Below are 13001 nucleotides of genomic sequence, written 5' to 3' on the forward strand. Positions count from 1 at the left end.
GGTTTGTTGAAATGGCTAACAGATAGTTGGCAAGTACGAATAAAGGAGGATTTTAATAATGAGAGGTATTGACGTATCAGAAAACAACGGTGTAGTCGATTGGCAAGAGGTAGCCGATGCAGGTATTGAGTTTGTAATGATTAGAAGCTCATACGGTTTAAATTCAAAAGATAGTATGTTTACTATAAATGTTAACGGTGCTCACGCTGTAGGATTGAAGGTTGGTGCATACCATTACAGTTATGCTTTATGCCAGGAAGATGCTATTCAAGAAGCTAAAAACTGCCGAGAAGTTATCGACAATGCCGGAGTATTGCTTGAACTTCCTGTATTTTTTGACATGGAAGATGCTGACGGTTATAAGTCGCGCCACGGAATGCCAGAAGATATTACAGAAATATGTCGTGCTTTTATCGATAATCTTGATCTAGATTGCGGTGTATATGCGTCTTATTCTTGGCTTACAGATAGAATCGATTGGCAGTCGCTTGGTTGTGCTGTATGGAATGCACAATGGGGTGATATAGACGATATTAAGGGCTATATGTGGCAGTTTACTGATAGTCTCAATATTAACGGTCAAATATTTGACGGAAACGAATACTACGAAAAAAATAAAAAGGAGATGTGAAAATGGAAAATTACACTAGTGAACAATTGGCGACTATGACTCAGGAGCAATTAACAGGAATCATCCTGCAAGCTCAAGCAGAAACAGTTGTAAAAAGTGATAACAAAGAGGCAATTGATCAAGTAAAAACAGTAATTACGAATTTAGAAACTATTGGTGCTGAACTATTCGAATCTGAAATTACCGCACTAAAAGGAAAATTGGCCACGTTGGAAGCGCAGGCCATAGAAACAGTTAAAGAAGAACTTCAAAAGGCTGAAACCGAGGCCGTTAGTTTTTACGATAAGTACCGTACTGAAATAATTGTTGTAGCTGCAATCGTATTAGTTCACTTACTTGGAAAGGTGGGTTTCTAATGATCGATAAAAAATATATAATTGTTTCCGTGGCTGTCATAATCGCATTTTTAGCGGGTTTGTTTGCAGGGGTTAAGTATCTAGCCCCTGCTCTTACAACGACTAACAGCGTATCAAATACAGTCGAGAAACAGCCAATATACATCACTGGGCAGACAGTGAAGGAAACTGAATTGCAGTATGTTAAAGGCGAAACAGTATATTTACCTGCTCCTGCAAGCAATACGGAACTAGTTACACCAGTTAACAAAGATACACCTGGTGCAGTAGCAACGAAATTAGATGGGAAGTTCAATATTGGCAAACCTGATTTTGTTTATCAAGTGAATGGGAAAGTTGGTAAATTCACAAAAACAGACGATGAACAATATATTTTTGATAAGGGTATGTTAGATTTAAAACAGACAAGTACAATAAAAATACAAGCCGAGATTCCTACTATTGATCTCACACGCCATAACGTAATGACAGTTGGTGCAATGTTTACTAAGGGTAAGATTGAACCTGGAGCAGGATACACAGGTAGTATGAGTAAAGTAGGTGCTTACCAACTTGCCGGCAGTCAATCGGCTGCTTACGTTGGGGCGGGATTTAAGTTTTAAAAGTTCCCAGGGAGGACAATAGAAATGTAGTGATAGTTATCCACACAAAAGCGCCGTCTTACCTTAATTGGTAGGATGGCGCTTTTTTAATTAAAGTATTAGCTATTTCATTGATCCGTGCCCCACTGCGTATTACAATGGGGGCAAATGCTATTGTTTTTATCTTTTATTACCTTATTACAATGAGAACAGAGAGTGGTGAATTTATAAGCAATTGAAATTATAACTGCAATGAGTCCGAGGATGATAGTTAATATAGGGAATTGTCTATAAAGTGCCATGAGAGCAAGTAGACCAGTTGCAATTAATGCCCACTTAATTCCTCCAAGCAACTTGGTTGTAATGTAAAGAATGACTCCAAGCGTGACCAAGCCAAAAAACGCACCAGCAGCATAGCCAAGTAATTCCATTGTTATTTCTCCTTTCATAAGACAGGGGATTGATAATGTATAATTACCGTAAATACCATCATATTCCTGCAAAGAACAAAAAATACAATAAGTAACGGTAAGGGTATGTTTACATATTGTTATATCCTCCTTACTCTAATTGAGTGGGAGGATTTTTTTGTTTTTTCATGATGAATTGGTAAAATTCTTATTTAATAGAGGGAAAATCTGTAATAACAGCGTATTTATTATATAATAATTATAGATTAAGGATGGTGTTTTTTATGGTCGAAGCTTTTAATATTTCAATTCAACACGATACTAAAATTCATGTTGATAGTCAGGATATTCGTGAATGGTTAAAGCAATCGCTAAAAGACAAAGATATTGAAGTGATTGGTTATTCAAGTAAGGAAAGTTGTATATTTTCTTATGGTACTATTGTCAACGGGTATATGGAAATTCAAGCCTCTTTTTCTGTTAGTGCGGAATTTATAAAGGACAACCTTGTTCAAGAAGACGGCGCGCTTAAGGTTGTAAATATTGCTAAGAAATCATTGTAAGCAAAAGACGTCTACCTAAAAATGGTGGGCGGCTTTTTGTTTCGTTAAAAGTATTTTTAAAATGTTGGATGCCATTAAGTATCCAAATAATATAATAAGTAGGTGTTATTTTTGGAAGAATTGATTGCTTCAATAGAAAAATCTCTAGACAGTAAAAATTGGTATGCAGCATTAGCTGTAGCGCTAATTTTGCCGGACATTTGCGGGAAAAATGACAATCCTAAAAAAAGTTCTAGTGAAAGATATAAATTATGGTTCGATACATATGTTAAGCGTTGTTATATGATACAGGAAAGCATTGGGTCGGCAAGTATTTCCGGTGGTGATTGTTATGCTATTAGATGCGCGCTGTTGCATGAATTTAGCGAAGATTTATCAAGTCATAAAGCAAGGCAAATTTTGGCTAAATATAAATTCTGCAGTCCCAATGCTAACTTTTCTTATTCGTTCAAAATAAAAGAATCCGGTTGTGAGATAGCGATAAGAGTAGATGAATTTTGTAATAATATATGCATGGGCGTAAGAAAATGGATAGAAGAATCTAAAAGTAAAATGAGTGAAAATCAACAGTTTGTTAAAATTCATGAGTAATCAAGTATAGCTTTCGCCATAAATTTCATATTTACACAATCGAACAAATGTTCTAAAATGCATTTAAGAGGTGTAATATGAACAATTACAAAGTTTTCGTAGAAGTAACAGCAAGGCATGATTTACAAGGGAATATTCGCCCATTATCAATAAAATGGGAAGATGGGCGGGTATTTGAAGTTGATCGGCTCCTAGATGTTCGCCAAGCAGCATCATTAAAAGCTGGTGGTATGGGAACGCGGTATACTTGCAGGATATGTAATAAGCAGGTTTATTTGTTTTGTGATCAAGGGAAATGGTTCATGGAACGGAAATAGGAAAACTCCCTATAAGTTAGGGAGTTTTTTTATGCTGGCTTTTTAGATTTTCTAGGTGCTTTTTTCTTATTTTCAGCTTTTACAGCATCCATACTAGCTTGTAGTGCCGACATTAAGTCTAGGTATCTAGGTGTAGGATCGGCAGACTTGATAAATTCTTCATTACCAGCCTTATCTTCAATCATTTTGATAACCTGTTTTTGGTACTCATTCTCATATTTAGTCGGATCGAATTCTGTTATTAAGGTATCAATTAGCGTCCTAGCCATACCTAATTCTTTATCGGATAGTTGTACATCCGTAGGAAGGTAAGAATCGAGTTCCTTTGCAGGGACAATTTCATCCGCAAAACGCATTGTTGATAGTGTGATAATTTGGTCAGTTGGTCGTATTGCTGCTAAATATTCCTTATTACGGAGTACGAATTTAGCAATACCTACTACATTGGCTTCAGTCATTCCCTTCAGCAGTAGGGCATAAGCTTTCCCAGCTCCTTGATCGGGTACCAGGTAATATGAGCTGTCATAATACCGATTGTCGATTTCAGTAAGTTTTACAAAATCAGATATTTCGATTATGCGACTAGCTTTAGGGGATATGGCCTCTAAATCACTTTCTGAAATAATAACGTAACGGTCAGGGGATACCTCGTAACCTTTAACGATCTCACTCATTGGTACTTCCGCGCCATCGCCAGCAACTTTTTTGTATTGTATTCTGCTAAAGTCACTTTTTCGTAGCTGATTAAAACTAATAGCCTTGGAGCGGGTAGCCTTATACAAAGTTACTGGTACATTAACGAGTCCAAACGAAAGCATACCTTTCCACATTGATTTCATAATCCCACTCCTTTCTATAAATTAGTTTACATAATAATGATTATTATATCATAGAAGGTGGGTATAATCATGGGGTAAATAATAGAAGAGTCGCCTACCTAATTGGTGGACGACTCTTTTTTGCGAAATGATATTCTATATTCCTGCTTTTTCTCAAGTAAGTTACTAAAGTTCAGTAATTGTATTTTTACAAGGAAGAGAAAACTCTTCTTCTTTTTATTGTTTTTCTTTACTTCTGCGTATTCTAGGATATCAATTTTCCCTAGTCGTTCTTGGTGTTGCATTTGTCTTATGATTGTATCGTGTGTTTCAGTGGTGTAAATTGTATCTTTTTTAAGACCTTTTAAAAGTTTTTTGAGTTGATTAATAAAAAAACGTTCTCGACCCGTAAATAAGATAAATGGAATCGCTAAGATTGTAGGATACGTACCGATAAAGTTAGGTTTATTCTCTATTGAATATTTTCTTGTAACAACAAAAATCAAGCTTTTTCTGTTATAGCATAGGGAGTAAAGGAGTTCGAGAGCAGTAAGCAAAATAAGGATTATTTGCCAAAAGCTTAAACCATCAATAAAAATAGCTAATTCGTACATAAATGCCCCCATATGATAATTACTTTTCCTTTTTACGCCACTCGATTTCATAACCAAGCACATTTGCAATACGGAGTACCTTCCAGAATGGAATATTACCTTGCTTTAGCTGCCTTGTTACGGTCTGTGGTGTATCTACAGTACCGTATTTTTCATTTAATTGACGAATCGTATCAGATACATTTGACCCTGCACCAGCTATGTATTTCTTTATTTCAAATTCAATCTCTCGCGCTTCTTCTTCGGGAACTGAATCCATTTTAGGCATAAACATCCCTCCTGTGAATAGAATAACAAATTTAATTAACTTTGTAAATAATTTTATTAAAGATGATTAAAACATTATTGACTTTATAATTAACTTAGATTATAATTTAATTAAAGATGATAATAAGAACACGGAGGCGCTAATCATGTTAAAATGCTATACACCGGAAATGGGCGAAAAGGAGCCAACAACTATAGAAATTAGAAAACGTGGTAATCTAGCATTAATCAAAACAGTTCCTATTGAAATATCAGCTATGAGAGGCCATTATGGTGGATGGTATGTAAGGACTAAACAACAACTCAAAGGGCGCGGCATCCGGCAAACTGGCGAAGGAACTTACCGTATTACTGATTTGGCATTTGAAAAGCTACAAGCCGCCAATGATATAAAAATGAGATGTTTACTCGATTAGATCAGAGTGACAGCCTTTGGGCTGGTAATGCGGCAAGCGGGGTCACAAGCCCGCAATGAGGAGGAATTGAGAAATATGACAAAGACAGAATTAGAAATTATTACTGAAATCTTAGAGGAATACGCTGTAGCACATGGATATTATCATGCAGCTGCAAACGCTGATATAGCAAAGTTACAGGAGGGAACCGAGAATATAAATTCCATGAAATCAATGGGAAGCCAGACTGTTGTAATTGTTGATTTAATGGAGAGATTAGGAATTAATAATGCAAAACAATTAAGGGCTGAATTTACAAGAAAAGGCTATGAACGGTATTCAAAAAATCAAAGCACAGGCACAGAGGAACAGGCTTAACCGCCTGTTCTAATTTTAAGGGAGTGTTGAAAATGACCAACTCCGTTAAAATATGTAAAGCTAATTATAAAGATAATTGCCATAACTGCCCGTTACGTCCTTCATGTTGTCGACCAGTAGGACCAGGAAGAGAGGCATACGATGAATGGGTTTTAGAAAAAGAGAATTTAGCAGATAAAATTTTAGCCGTCAACTAAGGCGGTTTTTCTTTGTAAAATAATACAATACTTTATTGACGATACGTATTATACGTGTTATAATATAAATGTGGTAAGGGAATAGGGGGATTCAGAAAATGCCAATGACGCCGAGGGAAATGGTTAAATTGCTTGAAAAGAATGGTTTTGACTTAATAGGAAGTAATGGCTCTCATAGAAAATATTTTAACAAGCAAACTAATAAAACAACAATTGTTCCTTATCACAATAAAGAACTAAAAAAAGGTACAGAGCAAAAAATATTAAAAGATGCAGGGTTAAAATAGACCCTGCATCTTAGGAGGGTTATATATGGCAAAACATTTTTATCCTGCGGTTTTTCATCAAGAAGATGTGGGTTATTCAGTGTTTTTCCCAGATTTAGAAGGATGCAATACAGAGGGGGATACTTTAGAAGAAGCTTATGAAATGGCTTTTAATGCATTAGGTTTATACTTAGAGGGTATTTCAGAGTCTAAATATCCTGCAAAAACAAACCCCAAAGATATCAAATTAGAAGAAAATGAATTTGTGGCAATCATTGAATTTGACTTGTTATCTTATAAGAAAAAGAATGATACAAAAGCTGTTAAGAAGACATTAACCATTCCATCATGGCTAAATGAATTAGCAGAAGAAAATCATGTTAACTTTTCAGGGGTATTACAAACAGCCTTAAAGGAACATTTAGGGTTAAATTCTGATAGCCGACAGTAAAGGATATGAAGATAATTAATGAAGATTGTATAAAGTAGCCGCTAATTTAGGGAAATGCCAAATGACACATTGTATTTAAAATCTGATGTATTAACGCGACTAGAACCGTCCAAATAGGACGGTTTTTAGGTGAGTAATAGATGGTTAATTGCTTGGGGTGTTCCTTTATTTACATAGTTATATTTGTCATGTTTATTTACCTATGCTATGAACAAGCCTTGGTCAATCGGGCAATTTGCGAGTCATGGCTGTATTCGTATGCGGAATAAGGATGTGGAAGAATTATTTGAGTGGGTCCCAATTAATACCCCTGTGCGTATTGAGGGGCGTAAAATAAAGGTGGAGCGCACTTTGAAATTTCAGATGTCCGGTTCTGATGTTGCTTTACTGCAAATGAAATTAAAAGAGATCGGTTACTTTAACGGACGGGCAGATGGAATCTTTGGAAGCATTACGAAACAGGCCATTGAAACCTATCAAACAGAACATAATATGGAAGTTACGGGTATAGTAACGAAGCAAATGGCAGAGATATTAGGCATTTAAAACCTTGTTTTTTGACTAATTGCCAAAAATATAGTATAATCTCTACAATGCCGAATCCATAACAGGTACGGGGGAACCAATAAATATACAGGGGATAATCCGCAAATGCGGAGGGGCGCGTTCTCAATTCTCTCTTTTCCCTATCCCGACAGCTAACCCCGGAGGCTGACGAATTCTGAGCAAATAGTTATGAATTAACTATCTCAGGGTCGTTTAAAAGAGAGGTGGACAAATTGAAAAAATTCCATGTATTAGCAGCATTGATTTTTTGTATGCTGCTGAGTAGCGTTGTCGCTTTTGCCGCACCAGGGGACAAGCTTATTAAGCTAGGTATGCGCGGTGAAGATGTACAAATGGTGCAAAAATCACTTTTAGAAAAAGGTTTCTACGTCGGTGAGATTGATGGTGTTTTTGGTAACGCAACACTAAAGGCAATAAGAGATTTTCAAATTAGCAATGGATTAGTAGCAGACGGAGTTGTTGGTAAGGAGACCTTAATGTATTTAGGGCGTCCTGGTAGCGCTGAAGGTAACCCAAGCAGATTTGGCAGATCACTTACTATGAGTGCATCCGGCTATAGTGCTTATGATGATGGAAACTCTAATCATACATATGGCGGTAATTTAGTTCGTAAAGGAATTGTAGCAGTTGATCCAGGGGTCATTCCCCTTGGAACCAGGTTATTTATACCCGGTTATGGCTACGCAATAGCAGATGATATTGGCGGCGCCATAAGAGGAGATAAGATCGATTTAGCATTTGATAGTCATGGGGAAGCCATGCAGTTTGGTAGACAACGGGTAACAGTATACATCATAGATTAGCAGGCGGTTGCCTGCTCCTTTTTTTTGCGTAAAATTTTTATTATTATATCAGATAGCTTGTATAGAAAGATATATCAAATAGGATACTACCTTTATAAAGAATAGAGAAAATACGGTTTCTCATTGAGGAGTGTAAGATTTGGATATATCAGGGAACTTACTTGCATTATCATTGGCATTTATCTCGGGTATTCTTATGGCAGTACAAGGATCACTCAATACTGGGCTAAGTAAAGTCGTTGGCCTCTTAGAGACAACATTTATTGTACATATTACAGGGACGATCTTGCTACTAATACTACTTTTTGCTTTCCATATGGGAAAAGGCAATTTATCTCTTTTAAGTGAAGCACCTTGGTATGTTTACTTAGGTGGAGTGGTTGGTGTAGGTATTATTTATTTGGTGGCTGCTAGTATACCACAGGTAGGGGTTGCCAATGCTACAACAGCAATTATTATTGGACAGGTATTAACCGCCATTGTCATCGACCATTTTGGCGCATTTGGCTTGACACAAATGGCCTATGGTTGGAATCAAATAGTTGGTCTTATCTTATTGGCCATTGGTGGCAAACTACTATTAAGTTAAATAATACACTACATTTTTAAGAAAGAATGATCTCATTAGCCTCATGTTAGAAGCATAAGGCTTTTCTGTCTGTCAGGGTACTTTCAAATTTCTAATGATACAAAGAGGAATTACAGAAACAATAGTCGAAATATCAGTAGTTATTTTTAAAATGGTAATCGGAGGAATGCTAAGTGAAAGTTTTTGACAATGATAATAGAGAAGGTTTATTGAATCGGCCGGGAAAAAGTTATTCATTAACCTTTGGCGAAGAAAAAACAAGTCATGAAGGGCTTGATGATATCTATCTAGAAATTGAAGAGCGGATATTAGAAGCCATTAAAATAGGCGAGCCTTTTACTTTCGACGGGATAAACGAGCGGGGAAATTTATATTACACGATTGAACGTACTGAAGAAGACTATATTCTAAGCGTCAAGGAAATTACAGAGGAAACAGGAGAGCTAATCAAAAGTACCTTAGAAAGTGTTAAGAAATTAGGCAAAGAGAAAATGGAAGAGATCATGGAAATCATGATTTTAGAAGATATAGACATTGATATTACAAAAACAATGGTTTTACCGTTGGAATCAAGCTATGAAGGCTTAATTGCAACCCTTCAAGAACTTAGAGAAACGGCAAATGAAGATCTTATAGATAATTTAAGACGTCTCCAAGAAATCGTTGAAGAATACGAAGAAGAAGATGAAGACGAGTATGACGACGAATTTTAATAAGGGATGGTAAAACACCCCTTTATTCATAATAGCATTACATAAAATTTATAAATATACTTGCAAAGATTCGATCAATACTCTATAATATAAAGAGTGCTCCACCATCTAAGTCTCAAAAGACATTGGTAGTGGAATAACATAATAAGGGGTTATAGCTCAGTTGGTTAGAGCGCTTCGTTGACATCGAAGAGGTCTGCGGTTCGAGTCCGCCTAACCCCACCAGTAAATTCAAGCCTTCGCAGGTATGCGAGGGCTTTTCTTATGTAAAGTTGTATCTTATGTTGTACCTTATCACATTTTTAAATGGACATTTTTAATGAATGTTTACTGTATGTGGACAGGCTTATGATAAGAAGGCCAAGATTGGGCTAAGGCTGACGTTTTAATTAAGGCAGAGCGCATAAGGAGTATAAATGGCTATCAAGTGGGCATTACTACTAGATATTGAGCATAAGCACGTTGAATTGGGAGGTGTTTATTCTGAAGTGTAAATACTGTCAAGTAAACATGGTTGTTACTGAACAAAAAGTACATGAGTGCTCCAAATGCGGGGCTAAGTACATAGACACATCTAAAAAATAATTGAAAAAGCCCCGTCTTACCTCAATTGGTAGGGCGGGGCTTTTTGCTATTGTATCCAGAATTTACATTATACTTATTGTATTTATATTCAAAGTTGTTCAACATTACTGCTTTCATTAACTTTTTCGTTAGATTCTACATTTTTATTTTCGTTGCTGCTCCTATTTTGATTCATATTATCGCCTCCTGCATGTATTATCTCCAGTTACTTAGTTAGGCGACACTAGTTATCTGATAAGGAACTTGCATTTCTGCTTCGCTTCCCAAATGGCATCACCTGTCTTAACTCCGAGTGCTTTAGCTGGATAGTTTTTTGCAAGTACACTGCCGTGTCGTGCTTTAATATCACCACATGCAACGACTGGTTTGTCTTGGATTTCTGGCCGGTCCATGCATTCTACTTGCGTAGAAATTGTCTAGGTCTCTAGATCTTACTAAGGAACTAGCCCATAAAAATCGCAATGAAAACGAAACCTACATTCAAAATGATAACAACCAAAGATACCTATATTTTATATTCTGAAAGAAGGAGAGGATGAGTATCTTGAATAAAAATTTTATTATTACTTTAAGTTTTGCACCATAGCCACAAATTCTGCTGTTGCCTGATCTAGGTTCTCAGCATTGATAATTGCATCATAGGCAACGTTCTTTGGACTTTCAAATCCATACAAAAGATCATAGTAATCCGTGAGCAAAGTGGTAACTAATTCTTCAATATGGTTATTTGTGAGGCATTCCAGTAAGAATGCCGTTTTTTTCTTACCTAAATTTTTCGAAATAGCCTGAATGCCCTGCTGTATTTTTGCTTTATCAATAGAATCATTGGTACTATACTCGGCAATTAATCGCTGCACCCTTGTTGGAATACTAGCGTGAACAAGTATTTTTTTGCCTGACTGCATACGTTGATATAAAACTTTAGGTATATAGACATTGCCGATTCGATTGCTTTCGCATTCAACAATGAAGTAAGGTTCATTGTTGAATTCTTCTAAAAGATTTAAAATTGCAGTTTCAAACATAGGCATTGGTGTGCTATTGCCGAGGCCAATTTGTCCAAAGACAGAACCGCGGTGATTGGCAAGTTCCTCTAAATTAATTGTTGGGATTCCTTGTGATGACAATTTATTGAGCATTGTTGTTTTTCCAACTCCAGTGGCACCATGCAGTACCAAAACCTGAGGCTTTAGATCAAATGATTCCAAGTGATCCAGAACATAACGGCGATATGATTTATAGCCTCCAGCCAATTGACATACTGAAACATTTAGCATGTCCAAAATGTTGGCAATGGACTTAGAACGCATTCCGCCACGCCAGCAATATATAACAATTTGATGATTTTTTGCATAAGCTGTGATGGTTTTTATTATATCGGGCAATTTAGGTGATACAATTTCTAACCCTAGTTGTTTAGCAGCATCAACACTAACTTGTTTATACAATGTACCAACTGAGGCTCGTTCATCATTAGAGAATATAGGAATATTCAATGCTCCAGGTAAATGCCCTTCCGCAAATTCCTTTGGTGTACGGACATCAATAAACAATCGATTAGGCAATTGTAATGAATCTTGGATAGAAATTACTTTGTACAATTTTTATTCATCCCTTTAACCGCTCTTTTTGTTTCATTTGCTAAAAATACATTCGTTAACATTGATATTATAGCAGAAAAAACATTCACTTCGGTTGGTTTGGGCATTTTTTCCTTAAGGGGTATTGCAAAAATATACAAATTCGCAAAATTAGGGAGGGTTTCGTGTATTTGTGTGGTAAAATTGGAATATAAGTAAACTATAGTTTAATACATAAGGCGAATGGCAGTGAAGATTGTTTACCGTCGCTGTTGATGCGCAAGAATAGGAAAGGACGAGTGAAGTATGCATGAGGAGATTGTTTTTTGTAAAGGCGGAGGTTGCACCGCTAAACTAGGGCCGGGAATGTTGTCTTCCGTTCTTCAGAAGTTGCCTAAGGGTGCAGATCCAAATTTGCTGGTAGGCTTTGATAGTTCTGATGATGCGGCTGTATATCAGTTGACAGATGATGTAGCAGTTGTTCAGACACTGGATTTTTTCCCGCCTATGGTGGACGACCCTTATACTTTTGGACAGATCGCAGCGACTAACGCTCTTTCAGATATATATGCAATGGGAGGACAGGTCAAGACGGCACTTAATATTGTGTGCTTCCCTGAGAAGATGGATCTAAATATTTTGGGAGAAATCATGCGGGGAGGCAATGAAAAAGTACAAGAGGCAGGAGGCATCCTGGTAGGTGGACATTCCATTGCTGATAGTGATGTGAAGTATGGTCTTTCTGTAATGGGTACCATCCATCCAGATAAGATTTACAAGAACAATGCCTGCCAAGAGGGAGATTACCTGCTTTTAACAAAACCTCTGGGCGTAGGTATTGTTTGTACTGCCCAGCGAGTAGGCGAGAGTTCTAAGGAAGCCATGGATCTGGCCATCCGTTCTATGACGACCCTTAATAAATATGCAGCGGAAATTATCGGAAAGTACCGTGTACATGCTTGCACAGATGTGACGGGTTTTAGTTTTCTAGGTCATCTTCAGGAGATGTTAGGAGATGGTTTTGGGGCTGAGATTGATAGCCTGCAAATACCCTATATACCAGAGGCAGTTCATTATGCAAATGAGTTTTTTCTCACCGCAGCTGCACAACGAAATCGCAATCACGTGGGAGATCGAGTAGACTTCAGAAAGGTTCCTTTCGCCATGGAAGAGATCCTTTTTGACCCGCAGACATCAGGTGGGCTTCTAATCAGCTTACCTCTTGAAGATGCAGAACTTGTTTTACATGAAATCAAATCCTTGGGATTGCCTTGTGGGTTGGTTGGAACGGTTACAAAAAAAGATGATAAGAGAATTATTGTAAGATAA

Annotated in this window: 22 protein-coding genes, 1 tRNA gene and 1 riboswitch; of the genes, 17 read left to right on the forward strand and 6 right to left on the reverse strand. The window is 36.9% G+C overall.

What is annotated here, in order from left to right; translation table 11 throughout:
• The first annotated feature begins 58 nt into the window (after nucleotides 1–58).
• Genes QSJ81_RS16260 through QSJ81_RS16270 form a run of 3 tightly spaced genes read left to right on the forward strand, consistent with a single transcriptional unit; the run spans nucleotide 59 to nucleotide 1589 of the window.
• On the forward strand, nucleotides 59–631 hold the full coding sequence (locus tag QSJ81_RS16260) for a GH25 family lysozyme (RefSeq protein WP_285718409.1): 573 nt from the start codon (nucleotides 59–61) through the stop codon (nucleotides 629–631).
• 2 nt (nucleotides 632–633) lie between these two features.
• Nucleotides 634–987: a hypothetical protein gene (locus QSJ81_RS16265; RefSeq protein ID WP_285718410.1), complete on the forward strand. Its 354-nt coding sequence runs from the start codon at nucleotides 634–636 to the stop codon at nucleotides 985–987.
• Nucleotides 987–1589: a hypothetical protein gene (locus QSJ81_RS16270; RefSeq protein ID WP_285718411.1), complete on the forward strand. Its 603-nt coding sequence runs from the start codon at nucleotides 987–989 to the stop codon at nucleotides 1587–1589. The genes QSJ81_RS16265 and QSJ81_RS16270 overlap by 1 nt, the downstream gene beginning before the upstream one ends.
• Before the next feature lie 107 nt (nucleotides 1590–1696).
• On the opposite strand, the gene QSJ81_RS16275 is transcribed toward QSJ81_RS16270, so the two are convergent.
• Entirely contained in the window at nucleotides 1697–1999 is a 303-nt protein-coding gene (locus tag QSJ81_RS16275) for a C1 domain-containing protein (protein WP_285718412.1), read from the reverse strand.
• A gap of 263 nt (nucleotides 2000–2262) precedes the next feature.
• Here QSJ81_RS16275 and QSJ81_RS16280 point away from each other — a divergent pair, with 263 nt between their 5' ends.
• From QSJ81_RS16280 to QSJ81_RS16290, 3 genes are all read left to right on the forward strand, one after another.
• The gene (locus QSJ81_RS16280) at nucleotides 2263–2541 is read left to right on the forward strand and encodes a hypothetical protein (RefSeq protein WP_285718413.1); all 279 of its coding nucleotides are present in this window, start codon (nucleotides 2263–2265) and stop codon (nucleotides 2539–2541) included.
• A gap of 111 nt (nucleotides 2542–2652) precedes the next feature.
• Nucleotides 2653–3132, forward strand: a complete 480-nt coding sequence (locus tag QSJ81_RS16285; protein ID WP_285718414.1) for a hypothetical protein — start codon at nucleotides 2653–2655, stop codon at nucleotides 3130–3132.
• 77 nt (nucleotides 3133–3209) lie between these two features.
• Nucleotides 3210–3449 (forward strand): hypothetical protein, encoded by a 240-nt coding sequence (locus QSJ81_RS16290; RefSeq protein WP_285718415.1) that lies wholly within the window; start codon nucleotides 3210–3212, stop codon nucleotides 3447–3449.
• 29 nt (nucleotides 3450–3478) lie between these two features.
• Here the strand turns inward: QSJ81_RS16290 and ku are convergent, their stop codons facing one another.
• From ku to QSJ81_RS16305, 3 genes are all read right to left on the reverse strand, one after another.
• On the reverse strand, nucleotides 3479–4288 hold the full coding sequence (ku, locus tag QSJ81_RS16295; RefSeq protein WP_502929662.1) for a non-homologous end joining protein Ku: 810 nt from the start codon (nucleotides 4286–4288) through the stop codon (nucleotides 3479–3481).
• Between the two features lie 98 nt (nucleotides 4289–4386).
• Nucleotides 4387–4881: a hypothetical protein gene (locus QSJ81_RS16300; protein WP_285718416.1), complete on the reverse strand. Its 495-nt coding sequence runs from the start codon at nucleotides 4879–4881 to the stop codon at nucleotides 4387–4389.
• A 19-nt stretch (nucleotides 4882–4900) separates the two neighbouring features.
• Nucleotides 4901–5149, reverse strand: a complete 249-nt coding sequence (locus tag QSJ81_RS16305) for a hypothetical protein (protein ID WP_285718417.1) — start codon at nucleotides 5147–5149, stop codon at nucleotides 4901–4903.
• Nucleotides 5150–5294: 145 nt separating this feature from the next.
• On the opposite strand from QSJ81_RS16305, the gene QSJ81_RS16310 reads away from it, so the two are divergent.
• From QSJ81_RS16310 to QSJ81_RS16360, 10 genes are all read left to right on the forward strand, one after another.
• The gene (locus QSJ81_RS16310; protein WP_285718418.1) at nucleotides 5295–5564 is read left to right on the forward strand and encodes a hypothetical protein; all 270 of its coding nucleotides are present in this window, start codon (nucleotides 5295–5297) and stop codon (nucleotides 5562–5564) included.
• A gap of 75 nt (nucleotides 5565–5639) precedes the next feature.
• Nucleotides 5640–5921, forward strand: a complete 282-nt coding sequence (locus QSJ81_RS16315) for a hypothetical protein (RefSeq protein WP_285718419.1) — start codon at nucleotides 5640–5642, stop codon at nucleotides 5919–5921.
• A 32-nt stretch (nucleotides 5922–5953) separates the two neighbouring features.
• Nucleotides 5954–6118, forward strand: coding sequence for a hypothetical protein (locus QSJ81_RS16320; RefSeq protein ID WP_285718420.1), 165 nt, complete (start codon nucleotides 5954–5956; stop codon nucleotides 6116–6118).
• A 98-nt stretch (nucleotides 6119–6216) separates the two neighbouring features.
• Nucleotides 6217–6405 (forward strand): type II toxin-antitoxin system HicA family toxin, encoded by a 189-nt coding sequence (locus QSJ81_RS16325; RefSeq protein ID WP_285718421.1) that lies wholly within the window; start codon nucleotides 6217–6219, stop codon nucleotides 6403–6405.
• Nucleotides 6406–6430: 25 nt separating this feature from the next.
• A complete protein-coding gene (locus QSJ81_RS16330) occupies nucleotides 6431–6835 on the forward strand; it encodes a type II toxin-antitoxin system HicB family antitoxin (RefSeq protein WP_285718422.1) in 405 nt (134 codons plus the stop codon).
• A 207-nt stretch (nucleotides 6836–7042) separates the two neighbouring features.
• Nucleotides 7043–7381 (forward strand): L,D-transpeptidase family protein, encoded by a 339-nt coding sequence (locus QSJ81_RS25805; RefSeq protein WP_502929663.1) that lies wholly within the window; start codon nucleotides 7043–7045, stop codon nucleotides 7379–7381.
• 38 nt (nucleotides 7382–7419) lie between these two features.
• Nucleotides 7420–7563: riboswitch (cyclic di-AMP (ydaO/yuaA leader) on the forward strand.
• 51 nt (nucleotides 7564–7614) lie between these two features.
• On the forward strand, nucleotides 7615–8205 hold the full coding sequence (locus QSJ81_RS16345; protein ID WP_285718423.1) for a 3D domain-containing protein: 591 nt from the start codon (nucleotides 7615–7617) through the stop codon (nucleotides 8203–8205).
• 139 nt (nucleotides 8206–8344) lie between these two features.
• Complete coding sequence (locus QSJ81_RS16350; RefSeq protein ID WP_285718424.1) at nucleotides 8345–8794, forward strand: DMT family transporter; 450 nt, start codon at nucleotides 8345–8347, stop codon at nucleotides 8792–8794.
• A gap of 173 nt (nucleotides 8795–8967) precedes the next feature.
• Entirely contained in the window at nucleotides 8968–9507 is a 540-nt protein-coding gene (locus tag QSJ81_RS16355; RefSeq protein WP_285718425.1) for a hypothetical protein, read from the forward strand.
• 148 nt (nucleotides 9508–9655) lie between these two features.
• A tRNA-Val gene (locus QSJ81_RS16360) sits at nucleotides 9656–9732 on the forward strand.
• 587 nt (nucleotides 9733–10319) lie between these two features.
• Here QSJ81_RS16360 and QSJ81_RS16365 read toward each other — a convergent pair.
• Both QSJ81_RS16365 and mnmH read right to left on the reverse strand, forming a co-directional pair.
• Nucleotides 10320–10484 (reverse strand): Y-family DNA polymerase, encoded by a 165-nt coding sequence (locus tag QSJ81_RS16365; RefSeq protein ID WP_285718426.1) that lies wholly within the window; start codon nucleotides 10482–10484, stop codon nucleotides 10320–10322.
• A gap of 171 nt (nucleotides 10485–10655) precedes the next feature.
• The gene (gene mnmH, locus QSJ81_RS16370) at nucleotides 10656–11693 is read right to left on the reverse strand and encodes a tRNA 2-selenouridine(34) synthase MnmH (protein WP_285718427.1); all 1038 of its coding nucleotides are present in this window, start codon (nucleotides 11691–11693) and stop codon (nucleotides 10656–10658) included.
• Between the two features lie 285 nt (nucleotides 11694–11978).
• On the opposite strand from mnmH, the gene selD reads away from it, so the two are divergent.
• Nucleotides 11979–13001, forward strand: coding sequence for a selenide, water dikinase SelD (gene selD / locus QSJ81_RS16375; RefSeq protein ID WP_285718428.1), 1023 nt, complete (start codon nucleotides 11979–11981; stop codon nucleotides 12999–13001).

This window comes from Pelosinus sp. IPA-1 (genome assembly GCF_030269905.1).
Taxonomy (GTDB): domain Bacteria; phylum Bacillota; class Negativicutes; order DSM-13327; family DSM-13327; genus Pelosinus.

What these genes read in the sequence shown, in the direction of transcription:
- QSJ81_RS16260 (WP_285718409.1), top strand. Translation starts at nt 59, where the DNA reads ATGAGAGGTATTGACGTATCAGAAAACAACGGTGTAGTCGATTGGCAA.
- QSJ81_RS16265 (WP_285718410.1), top strand. Translation starts at nt 634, where the DNA reads ATGGAAAATTACACTAGTGAACAATTGGCGACTATGACTCAGGAGCAA.
- QSJ81_RS16270 (WP_285718411.1), top strand. Translation starts at nt 987, where the DNA reads ATGATCGATAAAAAATATATAATTGTTTCCGTGGCTGTCATAATCGCA.
- QSJ81_RS16275 (WP_285718412.1), bottom strand. Translation starts at nt 1,999, where the DNA reads ATGGAATTACTTGGCTATGCTGCTGGTGCGTTTTTTGGCTTGGTCACG.
- QSJ81_RS16280 (WP_285718413.1), top strand. Translation starts at nt 2,263, where the DNA reads ATGGTCGAAGCTTTTAATATTTCAATTCAACACGATACTAAAATTCAT.
- QSJ81_RS16290 (WP_285718415.1), top strand. Translation starts at nt 3,210, where the DNA reads ATGAACAATTACAAAGTTTTCGTAGAAGTAACAGCAAGGCATGATTTA.
- ku (WP_502929662.1), bottom strand. Translation starts at nt 4,288, where the DNA reads ATGAAATCAATGTGGAAAGGTATGCTTTCGTTTGGACTCGTTAATGTA.
- QSJ81_RS16300 (WP_285718416.1), bottom strand. Translation starts at nt 4,881, where the DNA reads ATGTACGAATTAGCTATTTTTATTGATGGTTTAAGCTTTTGGCAAATA.
- QSJ81_RS16305 (WP_285718417.1), bottom strand. Translation starts at nt 5,149, where the DNA reads ATGCCTAAAATGGATTCAGTTCCCGAAGAAGAAGCGCGAGAGATTGAA.
- QSJ81_RS16310 (WP_285718418.1), top strand. Translation starts at nt 5,295, where the DNA reads ATGTTAAAATGCTATACACCGGAAATGGGCGAAAAGGAGCCAACAACT.
- QSJ81_RS16315 (WP_285718419.1), top strand. Translation starts at nt 5,640, where the DNA reads ATGACAAAGACAGAATTAGAAATTATTACTGAAATCTTAGAGGAATAC.
- QSJ81_RS16320 (WP_285718420.1), top strand. Translation starts at nt 5,954, where the DNA reads ATGACCAACTCCGTTAAAATATGTAAAGCTAATTATAAAGATAATTGC.
- QSJ81_RS16325 (WP_285718421.1), top strand. Translation starts at nt 6,217, where the DNA reads ATGCCAATGACGCCGAGGGAAATGGTTAAATTGCTTGAAAAGAATGGT.
- QSJ81_RS16330 (WP_285718422.1), top strand. Translation starts at nt 6,431, where the DNA reads ATGGCAAAACATTTTTATCCTGCGGTTTTTCATCAAGAAGATGTGGGT.
- QSJ81_RS25805 (WP_502929663.1), top strand. Translation starts at nt 7,043, where the DNA reads ATGAACAAGCCTTGGTCAATCGGGCAATTTGCGAGTCATGGCTGTATT.
- QSJ81_RS16365 (WP_285718426.1), bottom strand. Translation starts at nt 10,484, where the DNA reads ATGGACCGGCCAGAAATCCAAGACAAACCAGTCGTTGCATGTGGTGAT.
- selD (WP_285718428.1), top strand. Translation starts at nt 11,979, where the DNA reads ATGCATGAGGAGATTGTTTTTTGTAAAGGCGGAGGTTGCACCGCTAAA.